The organism is Ochrobactrum sp. BTU2 (assembly GCF_024539785.1).
Taxonomy (GTDB): Bacteria; Pseudomonadota; Alphaproteobacteria; order Rhizobiales; family Rhizobiaceae; genus Brucella; species Brucella anthropi.
In genome coordinates this window covers 298,630-313,085 of sequence record NZ_JAHWRG010000002.1, presented here as the reverse complement: position 1 = coordinate 313,085, position 14,456 = coordinate 298,630, and the positions used below count along the sequence as shown (strand labels likewise).

The window sequence follows — 14,456 nt, the reverse complement described above, 5'->3', positions numbered from 1 at the left end:
AATCATGTTCGGCAGAAGAGGCAACGATACGGGAAACAAGCCGGAAAGCGGAACGCGACCGGCTATGCCGAAACCTGCCAGTTCCGCTGCGATGCCTGCTCCGACCCAGCCTGTCGTGCAACAGTCCCGCATGCAGGCAGCCGTACCAAGTACTCCGGCGAAATCCCATACCCAGACGGGTACGCAAGGGCGCGAGAAGACCGAAAGCTATTACGACACCAAATCGCAGGTCTTCTCGGCACTCATCGACACAATCGACCTGTCGCAGCTTTCCCGCATGGCGCCGGATGCCGCGCGTGAGGAAATCCGCGACATCGTCAACGACATCATCGCCATCAAGAACTTCGTCATGTCGATTGCCGAGCAGGAGGAACTGCTCGATGATATCTGCAACGATGTTCTGGGCTACGGCCCGCTGGAGCCGCTTCTTTCTCGCGACGACATCGCCGATATCATGGTCAACGGTTCGCGCCGCACCTATATCGAAGTGGACGGTCTGCTGCAGGAAACCGGCATTCGTTTCCGCGATAACCAGCAGCTTCTGAACATCTGCCAGCGTATCGTGAGCCAGGTCGGACGCCGGGTCGACGAATCGAGCCCGATCTGCGATGCGCGCCTGCCCGACGGCTCGCGCGTCAACGTCATCGCGCCACCGCTGTCGCTCGACGGCCCCACCCTGACCATCCGCAAGTTCCGCAAGGACAAGCTGACACTCGACCAGCTGGTGCGATTCGGCGCCATATCGAATGCCGGGGCGGAACTGCTGCAGATCATCAGCCGGGTGCGCTGCAATGTCATTATTTCCGGCGGCACCGGTTCGGGCAAAACCACGCTTCTGAACTGTCTGACACGCTATATCGACACGCATGAACGCATCATCACCTGCGAAGATTCGGCTGAACTGCAATTGCAGCAGCCGCACGTGGTGCGTCTGGAAACCCGCCCTCCCAATCTGGAAGGCGAAGGCGAAGTCACCATGCGCGATCTGGTTAAGAACTGTCTGCGTATGCGTCCCGAACGCATTATTGTCGGTGAAGTGCGCGGATCCGAAGTGTTCGATCTTTTGCAGGCCATGAACACCGGCCACGACGGTTCGATGGGCACGATCCATGCCAACAGTCCGCGTGAATGCCTCAACCGTATGGAAGCCATGATCGCCATGGGCGGCTATGTGCTGCCACAAAAGACCGTGCGCGAGATCATCGTCGGTTCTGTCGATATCATCATTCAGGCCGCACGTCTGCGCGACGGCACACGCCGCATTACCCACATCACCGAAGTGGTGGGGCTGGAAGGCGACGTCATCACCACTCAGGATCTCGTTCTCTACGATATCAAGGGAGAAGATGCCTCTGGCCGTATTCTTGGCAACCATAGTTCGACCGGCATCGGGCGACCTGCCTTCTGGGAACGCGCCCGCTATTATAATGAGGATAACCGCCTTGCTTCTGTGCTCGACAGCATGGAAAGGGCAAACACATGACAGGGTCCGGTGCCAGCATTGTGATGTTCATCGTGCTCGCCGTTGTCGCCTGCGCGGCTTTGTTCTATGCGCTCTTTTATGAAAAGCTCGGCAAGAAGGACCACGCAGCACGGCGCTTTGAAACCGTGCGCAACAGCGGTTCAGAACGGGCGATAACGCGTAGCGAACGCGACAGAAACGCCGACATCCAAAAGCGCCGCAAGCAGTTGCAGGATAATATCAAGGATCTGGAAGCGCGGCAGAAGCAGCGCGAGAAGAACCAGAAATATCCGCCCCTGCGCATTCTTCTGGCGCAGGCGGGGCTGAGCCTCACGTTGCAGAAATTCTACATCTATTCCGGCGTGGCAGCGTTTCTCGCAACATTCATTGCACTGATTTTCGGCGCGCCGCTGCTTTTCCTGCCAGGTATCGCAATTGCCGGTTTTTTCGGTTTGCCGCGCTGGTTCGTGCTGCAGAAGCGCAAACGTCGGCTGAAGAAATTCCTTGAAGAATTTCCCAACGCGCTTGATGTCATTGTGCGCGCAACCCGGGCGGGACTGCCGCTTAATGACGGTCTGAGACTTATTGCGAGTGAGGCAGTTGAACCGGTCAAGAGCGAGTTCAAGAAGGTGGTCGAGGCACAGCAGATCGGCCTTTCTATCCCTGAAGCGGTCGGCAAGATGCCCGATTCCATGCCCTGCCCGGAAACCAACTTCTTCGCCATCGTCATCCAGATACAGGCGCAGGCAGGCGGTAATCTTTCCGAAGCGCTCAATAATCTTTCAAAGGTTCTGCGCGACCGGAAGAAGATGAAGGCCAAGGTCGATGCGCTTTCCATGGAAGCCAAGGCTTCGGCTGCGATCATCGGCGCGCTGCCTTTCATCGTTATGGTTCTCGTCTATCTGACGAGCCCGCAATATATGACGCTGCTTTTCACGTCATCCACCGGCCATATGCTCCTGGGCATTGCAGCCGTTTTGATGCTGACCGGCATCTTCATCATGAAAAATATGATCAATTTCGATATGTGAGGCACCGGACATGTTTTCTCTCCTCACACAAAAATTGACCGACCCGCAGTTTCTCATCGGCGCTTTGATCACGGTTGCGGTTTTTGCAACTGTAGTAACGATCCTCATGCCGGTTCTGAGCGGCAGCGCGCTCAAATCACGCATGAAATCGGTCGCCACCGAGCGCGAAGCCATTCGCTCACGGGAGCGCGCCCGTCTTGCAGCAGAAAGCGACCGCCGCAACAGCCTGCGGCATCAGCAGAAACAGGGCATCCGCGAATTCGTCGAAAGGCTTGATCTCAAGCGCGCGCTTGCCGACGAAAAGACGATCGCTTCGCTCAGACAAGCAGGCTTCCGGGGGCAAAACCCTCTCAACATCTTTCTGTTTCTGCGCTTTGTGCTGCCTTTCGGCGCCATGTTGATTGCCGCCATCTACATTTTTATGCTCGGTGTGCTTGCCGATCAAACCTTCTTCGTTCGTTTGCTCGTCTGCATTTTCGCTGGCTATGCCGGTTTCTATGCGCCGAACCTTTACGTCTCCAACAGGGCAACCAAGCGCAAGCAATCCATCCGTCGCGCATGGCCGGACGCGCTCGACCTGATGCTCATCTGCGTCGAATCGGGCATGTCCACGGAAGCTGCCTTTCGCCGGGTGGCCGATGAAATCGGTATTCAATCCGTCGAGCTTGCCGAAGAACTGATGCTGACCAATGCTGAGCTTTCCTTCCTGCCGGAGCGCCGTCAGGCCTATGAAAACCTCGCCAATCGCACGGGGCTGGATCCGGTGAAGTCCGTGACGCAGGCACTGATTCAAGCCGAGCGTTACGGCACCCCGGTGTCGCAGGCGCTTCGCACGCTTTCTCAGGAAAGCCGCGATTTACGTCTGCTGGACGCCGAAAAGAAGGCTGCGGCCCTGCCGCCAAAGCTGACCGTGCCGATGATCGTTTTCTTCCTGCCGGTACTCTTTATCGTCATCCTCGGCCCGGCCTTCATCCAGATTTCGGCGCAGGGCGGATTGTTTGGCGGTAACTGACAACCGTTCATTCAGACATGACGAAAACTAAGAGAGGCCTCAGCCCTTCGGCTTGTCCTTGAGCATGTTCCAGGAGTTCTGCTGGGCCAGCATGGAACGAAGATAATCCGTATTGGCCTTAGCCTGTTGCGGAGAAATCTCGCGCGCGGCAATCGCTTCCGCCTCCTGAAAGCGGCCTTGCAAACCGACTGACAGCGCGAGGTTCTGACGCACGCGGCTGTCGGCGCCCGGAGCGGCAGCGGCCTGCTTGAAATAGGTTTCGGCAGTTCGTGCATCGCCTGCCAGAAGATAGGACATCCCCATATTGGAGATGATCGACGGTTCATTCGGCTGAAGCTGCAGCGCCTTCTGATAAGTCGCGCGCGCTTCTTCCTTCCTGCCCATCTGGTCGAGAATGGCGCCTTCTGCGGAAACCAGTTTCCAGTCGGGATAGGCCGGGTTCTGTGCGCGGCGAACGGCATCAAGTGCGCCTTCAAACTGGCCTGCACCCGCAAGCGCCTTGCCATAAGCCGAAAGAACAGCCTGATCTTTCGGATAGACAATGGCGAGTGCCCGCATGACGGCCAGCGCCTGATCGTTGCGGCCAAGGCGCGCCAGCACATTGGCATAGTTGAGCGCCGTCTGACGGTCCTTCGGATTGCGCTCGTATTGCGCGCCGAGCCGCCCGGCCATCGCAGCAAGCTGCGCGTCGTTCATGTGATCGAAAGTGGCGACAGTCGCCGCGCGGCGGACCGAACCGGTCGTGGTCCGGTCGACGGATGTGCAGCCGGAAATAACCAATGCTGAAAGAATACAGGCGAAACCAAGACGTGTTGCGATAACGTCTTTTCGAACGATGTTCAGCATCCCGCCTCTCCTGCTAAAGCGCGTCGCGCATCCAACATGCTTTAGTCTCTGGTTTTCACCCTCAAGCCCAATTTCTGCTAAATCAATAATCTGTTAACCCTAACGATTGGTTAATATAGCGATTGCGGTTTCTGTTTCCGCGCGGCAATAATCACGCTATCTGTTTGTTTTAGCGCGCATCTTATCCGAAAACCGTTTCACACTTTTCGGGAGGCGCGGTATCTGTTTGTTTTATGAACTTCCGACAAAATGCCAGTGCTTTTGCCGGACATCGCTTACTGGTCAGAAAGAGCATCATGTCTGTCGAACTTCTTTCCCGAAAATCCGAACAAAGCCGCCCGATCTGGTTTACGCCAAAAAGCGGGCTGGAAATCTCCGGCCTTCCCGCCGATGCAATTGCATGGGCGAAGGCCAATGGCTTTGACGGTGAAGCCGGACGTGTCCTCATCCTTCCCGGTGCAGGCGGATCGGTGTCGGGCGCGCTTTTTGGAACCGGGGACCAGGAAAAGGGCAGCCAGTCGCAACTTCTGGCCGGAAAGCTTGCACGCAATCTTCCCGAAGGAAACTGGCACATTTACGGCGCGATAGACGAAGCTGCGCTTGCCGTTCTGGGCTTCCTGATGGGCGGCTATAGTTTTACGCGTTATCGCAAGGCAAACGGCAAGGCGATCCGTATCGCCCTGCCCAATGGTGTGGACGAAGCGGAAATCCGCCGCATCGCCGATGCGGTCACACTGGTGCGCGATCTCATCAACACACCGACCAACGATATGGGGCCGGATGCACTCGAAAATGCCGCTCGTGAACTGGCAAAGAGATACAAGGCCGAAATTGCCGTTACCGAAGGCGATGCGCTTCTGGAGAAGAATTTTCCGATGATCCATGCGGTCGGTCGCGCCGGTGCTATTGCGCCACGCCTGATCGATCTTAGCTGGGGCAAGGCAAGCGACCCGAAAATCACGCTGGTGGGCAAAGGCGTCTGCTTCGACACCGGCGGTCTCGACATCAAACCGGCGAGCGGCATGCTCCTGATGAAGAAGGACATGGGCGGAGCCGCCAATGTGCTGGGCCTCGCCTCCATGATTATGGATGCGCAATTGCCGGTGCGGCTGCGCGTGCTGATACCAGCGGTGGAGAATTCGATTGCCGGTAATGCCTTCCGTCCGGGCGATGTCTTGCAAAGCCGCAAGGGCCTGACCGTCGAAATCGGCAATACCGATGCGGAAGGCCGGTTGGTTCTTGCCGACGCGCTTGCGCTTGCCGATGAAGAAGAACCTGCACTTCTGATCGACATGGCGACGCTGACAGGGGCTGCGCGTGTCGCGCTGGGCCCCGATCTGCCGCCATTCTACACGCATGATGACGGACTTGCCGCTTCGATTGCGCAAAGTGCTGATGCTACGGCAGACCCGCTATGGCGCATGCCTCTCTGGAAGCCCTACGCGCAAAAACTCTCCTCGCGGATCGCTGATATCAACAATGTCACCACCGACGGCTTTGCCGGATCGGTCACGGCTGCGCTCTTCCTCAGCAAATTTGTCGAAAAAGCTCAAGCATGGGCGCATTTCGACATTTTCGGTTGGGTGCCGGTCGAAAAACCCGCTTCCCCGGTCGGCGGCGAAGCGCAAGCCATTCGCGCTCTTTACCAACTTTTGAAGGAGCGTTACCCGGCGCGCTGAATCCACTTGCCTGCAACGCCGAAAACGGATTGAATAAAACGGTTCCGAAACAATCCCCATTTGGGTGGAACCGGATGCCAATTGAGCTGAAGCCGTTGCAGGCGCTGACATTGCTGAGAACCCTGTCGCTGGAACAGGTACGTGATGAGATGCCCGATCTCACCACGCGACAGGCAGCCATTCTCCTGACCATCTATCTGGAGCCCCCGCCGCATACCGTGCGGGGACTTGCAGCAAAACTGAATGTCACCAAGCCGGTGATTACCCGCGCGCTCGACACGATGGGCGCGCTTGAACTCGTCTCCCGGCATCGTGATGAAAAAGACCGGCGAAATGTGCTAGTAAAGAGGACGGTCGCCGGTGCACTTTATGTTGAAAGACTGGGCGATCTGGTGATCGCCAAAGCCAGGGAGTTACCACTTTGACCATGCTCGACCGCCGCCTCAACGCTTATCGCCCCGACCTCGCCGACGAACGGCTGACCGGTCAGGTGGAAGCGGCGCGTTTTACCGCCGGAGCACCAATGCAGGTTTCCGCATCCGTTGTCGATCTGCGCGCCGAACCGCGTATGGATAGCGGTCCGCAGACACAGATGATTTTCGGCGATCCCGTTCGTGTCTTCGAGGAGATGGACGGCTGGTCGTGGGTCCAGGCAGAACGCGACGGCTATACGGGTTATGTCTCCTCTGCCGCGCTGGAGCAGACCGCTGGCGCCGAAACACATCTGGTCATTGTGCCGCGTACTTTCGTCTATCCCGGCTCTGATCTGCGTTTCCCGCACACCAAGGCGCTGTCGCTCGGCTCGCGCGTGCGCATCGTCGGCGCAGCCGAAACGCGCGGTACGAAATATGCACTGCTGGAAAGCGGCGAGGCGCTGATCGCAAGCCACCTTGCGCCAGTCGGTGAACATGCAGCCGACTATGTGGCGGTCGCCGAAACCCTTCTTCATACGCCTTATCTGTGGGGCGGCACATCGGGCTTCGGCATCGACTGCTCCGGCCTTGTGCAATTGTGCATGTGGGTGACAGGCCGCAAGGTTCTGCGCGATTCCGACATGCAGCAGGATACGCTCGGCGAAATCATCGAATCCGATGCGACCTATTCGAATTTGAAGCGCGGCGATCTGGTCTTCTGGAAGGGCCACGTCGCCATCTGTGCCTCGCCTGACATGCTGATCCATGCGAGCGGTCATACGATGACCGTCACGCTGGAACCGCTGCAGGACGCCATCAAGCGCATTGCCTATCTCTACGATCTGCCGACGCTTATTCGCAGACCCTGAAAATGAGACCGGGGATCCATGAAGGGAAAGACCACATTGACGATAGCCGCTTTGCTGATCGGCTTTGTTTTGTCTTTTCCATCCCCCGTTTCACCTGAGAGAATTGCACGCATGACCATTCCCGCGTCGCCTGCCGCCTTTGCCGAAGTCAACGGCATAGAAATGTATTACCGGATCGTCGGCGAAGGCTCGCCAATCCTGCTTATTCCCGGCGGCCTGTCCGACCAGCATGTATGGGATGCACAGCTTCCGATCCTTGCGCGCGACCACACCGTAATCGTTGCCGACAGTCGCGGACAGGGACGCTCCACCCGCACCGATGATCCGATCACCTATGGACTGATGGCCGACGACTATGTGGCGCTGCTCGACTTTCTCCACATCGACAAGGTCGATCTCGTCGGCTGGAGCGATGGCGGCATTATCGGCCTCGACATCGCCATGCGCTATCCTGAACGGCTGACAAGCCTGTTTGCGCAGGCGGCAAACGTCACGCCTGACGGCAACACCGGTTATGCCGAGGCCCGCGCCGAAGGAAAACCGATACCGGAACTGCGCCACTATGAGAGCATCGACAAGGAAATCCACGCGCTGTGGGCGAACGAGCCGAACTTTACGGACGAGGACTTGTCCGGCATCAGCGTGCGCACGGCGATTGTGATCGGAGACCGCGACACGGCCATCACACGCGAACATACGGAGTTCATCGCCAGCCAGATACCGGGTGCTGAATTGATCATTCTGCCCGATGCCGGGCACGGCGTCCCGGTCGAAAATCCGCGTCTCTATGCGCATACGGTGCTTCGTTTCATTGACGGCAAAAACGCCGAAGAAACGAAGACCGCGAGCCGGAAAAATTAAACCCGGTTCGGCAATACGCGATCGGGCGGGCGGTGCCCGTCGACAAAAGCCTTGATATTGATGATGACTTTGTCGCCCATATCGATGCGGCCTTCCATAGTGGCCGATCCCATATGCGGCAGCAGGACGACCTTGCCCTTTTCGGCAAGCGCCAGCAGCCGCGGATTGACCGCCGGCTCGTTCTCGAAAACATCCAGCCCCGCCCCGGCAAGCTTGCCTTGTTCGATCAGCTCGATCAGGGCATTCTCGTCAATGATCTGGCCGCGTGCTGTGTTGACCATATAGGCGGTCGGCTGCATCAGCGCGATGCGGCGTGCGGACAGCAGATGGAATGTGGCAGGGGTCGAAGGGCAGTTGACCGAGATGATATCCATCCGGGCCAGCATCTGGTCGAGGCTATCCCAATAGGTCGCTTCCAGTTCTTCCTCGACTTCGGGATTGACGCGCTTGCGGTTGTGATAGTGAATGGAAAGCCCGAAAGCCTTGGCGCGGCGGGCGACCGCCGTACCGATACGCCCCATGCCGACAATACCAAGACGCTTGCCCCAGATGCGGCGCCCGAGCATCCATGTCGGCGACCAGCCTGGCCATTGTCCATGGCGCTCGCCCAGCACATTTGCGCCTTCCACCAGACGTCTCGGCACTGACAGCAGCAGCGCCAAGGTCATGTCGGCAGTGTCTTCGGTGAGAACATTCGGTGTATTGGTGACCGTGATACCGCGCTTTGCAGCGGCTGCGACGTCGATATTGTCCACGCCATTGCCGAAATTTGCGATGAGCTTGAGGTTGGGACCAGCCTGTTCGATTGCAGCCGCATCAATCACATCCGTGATGCAAGGCACCAGAACGTCGGCTTCTTTCATCGCAGCGATGATTTCCGGCTGATTCATGCGGTGGTCGTCTATATTCAGACGCGCATCAAACAGTTCCCGCATTCGGGTTTCCACTGGGTCCGGCAATTTTCGCGTAAGAACGACCAGCGGTTTCTTCTTGTTCGACATCTCCACCCCATCGTTGAGCAAAGCCCCCGGAACAGCCCGTATTGTAACCAACTGGCAGGGCACGCTCCAAGAAATTTCCTGCACATTTCCAGCGGAAAACCGACTCCCACTTTTCCCGAAAATGCGTTAACCGAAGCTTCATGTTGAGACCTCCTTAACCAAGGCGGTGCAATATGGGATATTGCTTCGGCTGAACATCTCTATCAAGGCGAAGCGGCAAAGACAAAGAAAAACCGGAAACTTCAGGTGTCTCTTGGAAAGTCCACATCGATTTTCTGAAAAGATACATTTAAAATCAAACAATTAGATTGCTTTCGATCTGTTCCACACAGACAGATGTGCGATCTGAAAACAGGACGGCAACGTCGCCTCGCAGCCCCCGTAAACTGCTGAAGCTACTACCGTTCTGTCGTGACAGGACGGCGAGAGGTCGCAGTTTGTACAGAGTACTTTCGCAACGCTTTTGGATAGCCACGCTAGGCTTTCTGGCATTTTTTTTCATACTGGCGCCGCTTGGCGCTTCACACAGGCATGCCGCACGGGCCGCAGAGCCCGCGGGCACAACTGTCGGCGCAAGCGGACTTCCCGTGCCACGTTTCGTCAGCCTTAAACCCGCACGCGTCAATCTGCGCATCGGACCGGGGCGCGACTATGCGGTTTCATGGCTTTTCATGAAGGCGGGACTGCCGGTCGAGATCATCCAGGAATATGACAACTGGCGCCGTATCCGCGATGCGGACGGCACGGAAGGCTGGGTCTACCAGTCGCTGCTTTCCGGAAAGCGAACTGCCATCACAGCTCCCTGGCTCAAGAATAATCAGGGTTCGATGATCAATATGCGCCGCGATGCCGCCGACACATCGGGACTTGCTGCCGAAATCGAACCGGGTGTAGTCGGCACCGTACGCGAATGCACTGGTCAATGGTGTCGGGTGGACATGGGCGGCGTACGCGGCTGGATCAAGCAATCGGACCTGTGGGGTGTTTATCCGGGCGAAGTCTTCGACTGACTTCGCTCTCACGGAGTGGGATAAGAGAACCGGGCAAGCTTGACTTCGCCAGACACGAACCGATATTGCGATCAGAGCGTCGATCTCATTCAATCAGATCGAAGTGCGCTCTGAATTGAGTTTCAAAGGAGTTTTATGCGCAGACGTTCATCGCGACCGTTCTAACGGATTTGAACCCGCCCGTGCGGCGGAACTGTTGTGCATATTCAAAACTCTGGAAGACCATGAAAAATCATGACGTGATAATCCGCGCCTATCGGGCATCGGATAAGCCATCCTTATCGTCCATCTGGTATCGCGCCTCCCTGGAGGCCCATTCCTTTCTCGGAGGAGATCGACTTCAAGACCAGCGCAAACTCATCGAAGACGTCTATCTCGAGAAGGCAGAAACATGGGTTGCCACGATCAATGACAGGCCCATTGGCTTTATCGGCCTGCTGGATAGCTTTATCGGTGGGCTGTTTGTCGATCCTGACGTTCAAGGCTGCGGAACAGGGCGAATTCTGATCCGCCATGCCTTGGCATTGAAAGGCGAGCTATCGCTTGAAGTTTATGCCGACAATGAGCGGGCATGTCGTTTCTACAGCCGTCTCGGCTTCAAGATAACCAGTCAGCGATCGGAAGACGATGAAGGCCTTCCCTTTCGCAACATCCGGATGGAACTGAAAGGCTGATAAGCGAGCGGGGCGAAAAATCGCCCCGCCTCCACCTCGGAATATCACCAGGCAGGCGCCACCGATCCCTTGAACGTCGTGGCGATGAATTCCTTCACTTCATCGCTGTGGTAGGATGAGATCAGGGTTTTCACCCAGTCGGCATCCTTATCGGCGGTGCGAACGACGAGAATATTGATGTAAGGCGCTTTCTCGCCTTCCCGCACCAGCGGATCGGTTGCCGGGTTCAAGCCAGCTTCCATGGCATAGTTGGTGTTGATGACGGCCGCATCGACGTCTTCCATCGAACGCGGAAGCTGTGCCGCATCGAGTTCAACGAATTTGAGGTTCTTCGGGTTTTCAACGATATCGAGGGCACTGACCTTCAGCCCCTTGGCCGGGTCGATTTTTATGATGCCGTTTTCAGCAAGAACCAGCAAAGCGCGACCACCATTGGTCGGATCATTGGGGATCGCAATTGTCGCGCCGTCGGCCAACTCCGAAATATTCTTCAGCTTCTTTGAATACAGCCCCATCGGAAAGTTGACCGTCTCGGCAACGCTCACAATGTCGAAGCCACGATCGGCAACCTGATTATCGAGATAGGGCTTATGCTGGAAGGAGTTGGCTTCCAGTGCGCCATCCGCTAGCGCCATGTTCGGGATGACATAATCCGAGAATTCCTGAATATCGATTTCAAGACCGTTCTTCTCGGCGACTTCCTTCACCTTCTCCATGATCTGAGCGTGCGGCCCCGGCGTCACTCCGATCCGGACGGTCTTTGCAAAGGCGCTGCCAGCGGTGAACACGGCGAGAATGGTCGCGGCGACAAGTAGCTTACGCATGATATCTCCTTGGAATGTGTACGGCTGAAGCTTGGGAGGCGATTCAGCCGGGGGTGCAGAACTTTATCCCTTTTCAGCCCCATACGGTCCAATAGGCAACAAAAAAGCGGCCATGGCCGCTTTCTTTTCATGTCCAACTAAAAGAAGCGCTCGTTACTGGCTCTTGCGGCGCAGGCGAACGATAATATCCACGTTCACGATTTCCATGCCATGCGGCGCATCCGGCATGTTGGCAACCGTAGGCTGACCTCTTTCGCCGTGTGGAATATCGAACACGACATTTTCCCCTTCGAGGAAGAAATGCTGGTGATCCGAGATATTCGTATCGAAATAGGTCTTCGAGCCCTCAACCGCGATGATACGCAGCATACCGGCTTCCGTGAACTGGTGCAGCGTGTTGTAAACCGTCGCCAGAGACACCGGCACGTCGGCCATCACGGCCTCTTCGTGCAGGTCTTCTGCAGACAGATGGCGATCGCCCTGGGCGAAGATCAGGCTCGCAAGCGCAACGCGCTGCCGCGTCGGACGCAGACCCGCGCGGCGGAGCTGCTCTTCCATCGAGACCGTCGAGTGGGTATGTGAAGACTGCATATTCACCGTTGGTTCCGTCACAAGCTTGTTGCAAAATCATCAATCGTCAAACGGGCTGTTGCCCATTGCATACTGACATTGATATATGCCGTTGCGAAATAAGTATCAATAGGCTTGGGAATTGGCCGGTTTTTCGGATAAACCCCCAAATAACTCAATGCATGATTTTACTGCCGGAAACAGTCTGTGGTAGGGATGTTCCGGTGAAACCTACAACCGGGCCGGATTGCCGGTCGATACAGAATGAACCTCAAGGGAGGCGTAATGGCAGAACAGAAATCAAGCTATGGGTATGAAGAACTCCTGGCCTGCGCACGCGGCGAGATGTTCGGCCCCGGCAATGCTCAGCTTCCCCTGCCTCCGATGCTGATGGTCCATCGCATCACCGATATTTCCGAAACCGGTGGTGAGTTCGACAAGGGCTATATCCGCGCCGAGTATGATGTGCGCCCCGATGACTGGTATTTCCCGTGTCATTTCATGGGCAATCCGATCATGCCGGGCTGCCTCGGTCTTGATGGCATGTGGCAGCTGACCGGTTTCTTCCTCGGCTGGCTCGGCGAGCCGGGTCGCGGTATGGCTCTCTCCACCGGTGAAGTGAAGTTCAAGGGCATGGTGCGTCCGCATACCAAGCTTCTCGAATATGGCATCGATTTCAAGCGCGTCATGCGTGGCCGCCTCGTGCTCGGCACGGCTGACGGCTGGCTGAAAGCCGATGGCGAAACCATCTACCGGGCGTCTGACCTGCGCGTCGGCCTGTCGAAGGACAGCGAGGGCCAGTAAGGCGCCTCAATCACCATCATCCACGAGCGCGACTGCAAAAAGTGAACAGTTTTCATGCGGCCGCGCTCAAAACATGCGAAGATCGCACCTATGTAACCGCGAACAGGCGGCAGTCCGCATGATGGACACGTCGCTCACGGATCAGGTGTAAAGGAGAACGCGATGCGGCGTGTGGTCGTAACGGGTATGGGGATCGTATCCTCGATTGGTAACAACACCGAAGAGGTCACGGCTTCGCTGCGTGAAGCAAAGTCCGGCATCTCCCGCGCTGAGGAATATGCCGAGCTCGGCTTCCGTTGTCAGGTGCACGGCGCTCCGAATATCGACGTCGAAGCACTGGTCGATCGTCGCGCGATGCGCTTCCATGGCCGTGGCACGGCCTGGAACCATATTGCGATGGATCAGGCCATTGCGGATGCGGGGCTTTCCGAAGAGGAAGTCTCCAACGACCGCACCGGCATCATCATGGGTTCCGGCGGTCCTTCGACCCGCACCATTGTCGATTCTGCCGACATCACCCGCGAAAAAGGCCCAAAGCGCGTCGGCCCGTTTGCCGTGCCAAAAGCCATGAGCTCGACGGCTTCCGCGACGCTTGCGACCTTCTTCAAGATCAAGGGCATCAACTATTCGATTTCTTCGGCCTGCGCGACTTCCAACCATTGCATCGGCAATGCGTTCGAAATGATCCAGTATGGCAAGCAGGACCGCATGTTCGCAGGCGGCTGCGAAGACCTCGACTGGACGCTTTCGGTCCTGTTCGACGCCATGGGCGCCATGTCGAGCAAGTATAACGACACGCCATCCACTGCATCGCGTGCCTATGACAAGAACCGCGACGGCTTCGTCATTGCTGGCGGTGCTGGCGTGCTGGTGCTGGAAGACCTCGAAACCGCACTGGCCCGCGGCGCCAAGATTTACGGCGAAATCGTCGGCTATGGCGCGACGTCTGACGGTTACGACATGGTCGCCCCATCCGGCGAAGGCGCAATCCGCTGCATGAAGATGGCCCTTTCGACCGTCAAGGGCAAAATCGACTATATCAATCCACACGCCACCTCGACGCCAGCTGGCGACGCCCCGGAAATCGATGCGATCCGTCAGGTCTTCGGCTCAGGCGACGCCTGCCCGCCGATTGCTGCGACCAAGTCGCTGACCGGCCACTCGCTCGGTGCAACCGGTGTGCAGGAAGCGATCTACTCGCTTTTGATGATGCACAACAATTTCATTTGCGAAAGCGCACATATCGAAGAACTGGACCCTGCCTTCGCGGACATGCCTATCGTTCGCAAGCGCATTGACAACGCTCAGCTCAATACCGTGCTCTCCAACTCCTTCGGATTTGGCGGCACCAATGCGACGCTGGTTTTCCAGCGTTACCAGGGCTGAGGGAGAGGGAAAAT

At 57.1% G+C, this 14,456-nt stretch carries 15 protein-coding genes; 11 read left to right on the top strand and 4 right to left on the bottom strand.

What is annotated here, in order from left to right:
* Window positions 1-4: 4 nt before the first annotated feature.
* From KWJ32_RS06185 to KWJ32_RS06175, 3 genes are read left to right on the top strand one after another with little or no spacing between them, the layout of a single operon-like run.
* Complete coding sequence (locus KWJ32_RS06185; protein ID WP_094514575.1) at window positions 5-1,483, top strand: CpaF family protein; 1,479 nt, start codon at window positions 5-7, stop codon at window positions 1,481-1,483.
* Window positions 1,480-2,493 (top strand): type II secretion system F family protein, encoded by a 1,014-nt coding sequence (locus tag KWJ32_RS06180; protein ID WP_010657796.1) that lies wholly within the window; start codon window positions 1,480-1,482, stop codon window positions 2,491-2,493. Before KWJ32_RS06185 ends, KWJ32_RS06180 begins: the two co-directional genes overlap by 4 nt.
* 10 nt (window positions 2,494-2,503) lie before the next feature.
* Entirely contained in the window at window positions 2,504-3,505 is a 1,002-nt protein-coding gene (locus KWJ32_RS06175; protein ID WP_012090977.1) for a type II secretion system F family protein, read from the top strand.
* Window positions 3,506-3,544: 39 nt separating this feature from the next.
* Here KWJ32_RS06175 and KWJ32_RS06170 read toward each other — a convergent pair whose 3' ends face one another.
* Window positions 3,545-4,351 (bottom strand): tetratricopeptide repeat protein, encoded by an 807-nt coding sequence (locus tag KWJ32_RS06170; protein WP_012090978.1) that lies wholly within the window; start codon window positions 4,349-4,351, stop codon window positions 3,545-3,547.
* Window positions 4,352-4,647: 296 nt separating this feature from the next.
* Here KWJ32_RS06170 and KWJ32_RS06165 point away from each other — a divergent pair, with 296 nt between their 5' ends.
* The 4 genes from KWJ32_RS06165 (at window position 4,648) to KWJ32_RS06150 (ending at window position 8,173) form a co-directional block, all read left to right on the top strand.
* Window positions 4,648-6,030, top strand: coding sequence for a leucyl aminopeptidase family protein (locus KWJ32_RS06165; protein ID WP_151609672.1), 1,383 nt, complete (start codon window positions 4,648-4,650; stop codon window positions 6,028-6,030).
* 74 nt (window positions 6,031-6,104) lie between these two features.
* Window positions 6,105-6,455 carry a MarR family transcriptional regulator gene (locus tag KWJ32_RS06160; protein WP_010657792.1) on the top strand — a complete coding sequence of 117 codons (351 nt, stop codon included), beginning with the start codon at window positions 6,105-6,107 and terminating at the stop codon, window positions 6,453-6,455.
* Between the two features lie 2 nt (window positions 6,456-6,457).
* Window positions 6,458-7,312: an NlpC/P60 family protein gene (locus tag KWJ32_RS06155; RefSeq protein WP_192799832.1), complete on the top strand. Its 855-nt coding sequence runs from the start codon at window positions 6,458-6,460 to the stop codon at window positions 7,310-7,312.
* Between the two features lie 18 nt (window positions 7,313-7,330).
* Window positions 7,331-8,173 (top strand): alpha/beta fold hydrolase, encoded by an 843-nt coding sequence (locus KWJ32_RS06150; RefSeq protein ID WP_012090981.1) that lies wholly within the window; start codon window positions 7,331-7,333, stop codon window positions 8,171-8,173.
* Here the strand turns inward: KWJ32_RS06150 and KWJ32_RS06145 are convergent.
* Entirely contained in the window at window positions 8,170-9,174 is a 1,005-nt protein-coding gene (locus KWJ32_RS06145) for a D-glycerate dehydrogenase (protein ID WP_010657789.1), read from the bottom strand. The two genes, KWJ32_RS06150 and KWJ32_RS06145, sit on opposite strands and share 4 nt — an antisense overlap.
* A gap of 437 nt (window positions 9,175-9,611) precedes the next feature.
* Between KWJ32_RS06145 and KWJ32_RS06140 the strand changes: the two genes are divergently transcribed.
* Both KWJ32_RS06140 and KWJ32_RS06135 read left to right on the top strand, forming a co-directional pair.
* The gene (locus KWJ32_RS06140; RefSeq protein WP_012090982.1) at window positions 9,612-10,184 is read left to right on the top strand and encodes an SH3 domain-containing protein; all 573 of its coding nucleotides are present in this window, start codon (window positions 9,612-9,614) and stop codon (window positions 10,182-10,184) included.
* A gap of 224 nt (window positions 10,185-10,408) precedes the next feature.
* Window positions 10,409-10,858, top strand: a complete 450-nt coding sequence (locus tag KWJ32_RS06135) for a GNAT family N-acetyltransferase (RefSeq protein ID WP_094514570.1) — start codon at window positions 10,409-10,411, stop codon at window positions 10,856-10,858.
* Window positions 10,859-10,902: 44 nt separating this feature from the next.
* Here KWJ32_RS06135 and KWJ32_RS06130 read toward each other — a convergent pair whose 3' ends face one another.
* Together KWJ32_RS06130 and irrA are read right to left on the bottom strand one after the other, a co-directional pair.
* Complete coding sequence (locus KWJ32_RS06130) at window positions 10,903-11,682, bottom strand: MetQ/NlpA family ABC transporter substrate-binding protein (protein ID WP_012090984.1); 780 nt, start codon at window positions 11,680-11,682, stop codon at window positions 10,903-10,905.
* Window positions 11,683-11,835: 153 nt separating this feature from the next.
* The gene (gene irrA, locus KWJ32_RS06125; protein WP_012090985.1) at window positions 11,836-12,273 is read right to left on the bottom strand and encodes an iron response transcriptional regulator IrrA; all 438 of its coding nucleotides are present in this window, start codon (window positions 12,271-12,273) and stop codon (window positions 11,836-11,838) included.
* 264 nt (window positions 12,274-12,537) lie between these two features.
* Between irrA and fabA the strand changes: the two genes are divergently transcribed.
* A complete protein-coding gene (gene fabA / locus KWJ32_RS06120; RefSeq protein WP_010657784.1) occupies window positions 12,538-13,056 on the top strand; it encodes a 3-hydroxyacyl-[acyl-carrier-protein] dehydratase FabA in 519 nt (172 codons plus the stop codon).
* Window positions 13,057-13,218: 162 nt separating this feature from the next.
* Window positions 13,219-14,442, top strand: a complete 1,224-nt coding sequence (gene fabB / locus KWJ32_RS06115) for a beta-ketoacyl-ACP synthase I (RefSeq protein WP_012090986.1) — start codon at window positions 13,219-13,221, stop codon at window positions 14,440-14,442.
* Window positions 14,443-14,456: the final 14 nt, after the last annotated feature.